This is a genomic window from Streptococcus sp. HSISS2 (assembly GCF_000448665.1).
GTDB lineage: Bacteria > Bacillota > Bacilli > Lactobacillales > Streptococcaceae > Streptococcus > Streptococcus raffinosi.
In genome coordinates this window covers 967,223-969,649 of sequence record NZ_CM002133.1, presented here as the reverse complement: position 1 = coordinate 969,649, position 2,427 = coordinate 967,223, and the positions used below count along the sequence as shown (strand labels likewise).

Genomic DNA, 2,427 nt, shown 5'->3' with positions numbered 1-2,427 from the left:
AAAACTTTTCTAATGTTGCTGTTATGTTACATATAATTTATAAAAAAACAATTAATTCGAGAAATAGTTAGAAAATAATGATATAATGTAATTGTTTGAAATCGGATAGATTTCAGTCTGATTTTGACAAATAAAATCACGGGGAAAATTATAATGGAAAATAAGGTACACTATAAGCTTCATAAAGTTAAGAAGCAATGGGTCACAATTGCAGTTGCCTCTGCAGCACTTGCTACTGTCGTAGGAGGATTGTCTGCAACAACATCTTCAGTTTCAGCGGATGAAACTCAAGATAAGATAGTAACTCAACCAAATTTAGATACAACAGCCGATTTAGTTACTTCTACAGAAGCAACCAAAGAAGTCGATAAACGTACAAATACAAAAGAAGCAGATGTTTTAACGCCTGCTAAAGAAACAAATGCCGTCGAAACAGCAACTACAACGAACACACAAGCAACAGCTGAAGCAGCTACAACAGCAACAACTTCTGATGTAGCGGTGGCAGCTGTTCCAAATAAAGAAGCAGTTGTGACAACAGATGCACCAGCTGTTACAACTGAAAAAGCAGAAGAACAACCAGCAACAGTGAAGGCTGAAGTTGTAAACACAGAAGTTAAAGCGCCAGAAGCTGCTTTGAAAGATTCAGAAGTAGAAGCTGCGCTTTCCTTGAAAAACATCAAAAACATTGATGGTAAATATTACTATGTTAATGAAGATGGTTCACACAAAGAAAACTTTGCCATTACTGTAAATGGTCAATTGCTTTACTTCGGTAAAGATGGTGCCCTTACAAGCTCATCAACATACTCTTTCACACCAGGAACAACAAATATTGTTGATGGTTTCTCAATAAATAACCGTGCCTACGATTCATCTGAAGCTAGCTTTGAATTGATTGATGGTTATTTGACTGCAGATAGCTGGTACCGTCCAGCTTCTATCATCAAAGATGGTGTAACTTGGCAAGCATCAACTGCAGAAGATTTCCGTCCACTTTTGATGGCTTGGTGGCCAAATGTAGATACACAAGTTAACTACTTGAACTACATGTCTAAAGTATTTAACTTGGATGCTAAATACACTAGCACAGATAAGCAAGAAACTTTGAATGTTGCTGCTAAGGATATCCAAGTTAAGATTGAACAAAAGATTCAGGCTGAAAAATCAACACAATGGTTGCGTGAAACTATTTCTGCTTTTGTTAAGACACAACCACAATGGAACAAAGAAACTGAAAACTACTCTAAAGGTGGCGGCGAAGATCACCTTCAAGGTGGTGCCCTTCTCTATGTAAATGATTCACGTACACCATGGGCTAACTCTAACTATCGTCTTTTGAACCATACGGCTACTAATCAAAAGGGTACAATTGATAAGTCAGTTCTTGATGAGCAGTCAGATCCAAACCACATGGGCGGTTTCGACTTCTTGCTAGCTAATGACGTAGATTTGTCAAACCCAGTTGTTCAAGCGGAACAATTGAACCAAATCCACTACCTTATGAACTGGGGTTCAATCGTTATGGGTGACAAGGATGCTAACTTCGATGGTATCCGTGTCGACGCGGTAGATAATGTCGATGCAGACATGCTTCAACTCTACACAAACTACTTCCGTGAGTACTATGGTGTTAACAAATCTGAAGCAAACGCTCTTGCTCACATCTCAGTCCTTGAAGCATGGAGTCTTAATGACAACCACTACAATGACAAGACAGATGGCGCTGCGCTTGCTATGGAAAACAAACAACGTTTGGCTCTCCTCTTCTCATTGGCTAAACCAATCAAAGAACGTACACCGGCTGTAAGTCCTTTGTATAACAATACTTTCAACACGACACAACGTGATGAAAAGACTGATTGGATTAACAAAGATGGAAGCAAGGCCTATAACGAAGACGGAACAGTTAAACAGTCTACAATCGGTAAATACAACGAGAAATACGGAGATGCGTCAGGAAACTACGTCTTTATCCGTGCCCATGATAACAACGTTCAAGATATTATTGCTGAAATCATCAAGAAAGAAATCAATCCAAAATCAGATGGTTTCACAATCACTGATGCTGAAATGAAGAAAGCCTTTGAGATTTATAACAAAGACATGCTCAGCAGCGACAAAAAATATACCTTGAACAACATCCCAGCAGCATACGCTGTTATGTTGCAAAACATGGAAACAATCACTCGTGTCTACTATGGAGACCTTTATACAGATAATGGTAATTACATGGAAACTAAGTCTCCATATTACGATACCATTGTTAACTTGATGAAGAATCGTATCAAGTATGTATCTGGTGGACAAGCTCAACGTTCATACTGGTTGCCAACTGATGGTAAGATGGACAATTCAGATGTTGAACTCTACCGTACAAATGAAGTCTATGCTTCAGTACGTTATGGTAAAGACATCATGACAGCT

The 2,427-nt window shown here is 38.6% G+C and carries 1 protein-coding gene; it reads left to right on the top strand.

The window, feature by feature from the left end:
- Nucleotides 1–153: 153 nt before the first annotated feature.
- Nucleotides 154–2,427 (top strand): glycoside hydrolase family 70 protein (locus tag HSISS2_RS04265; protein ID WP_042766992.1); only part of this gene is annotated, 2,274 nt, incomplete at its 3' end.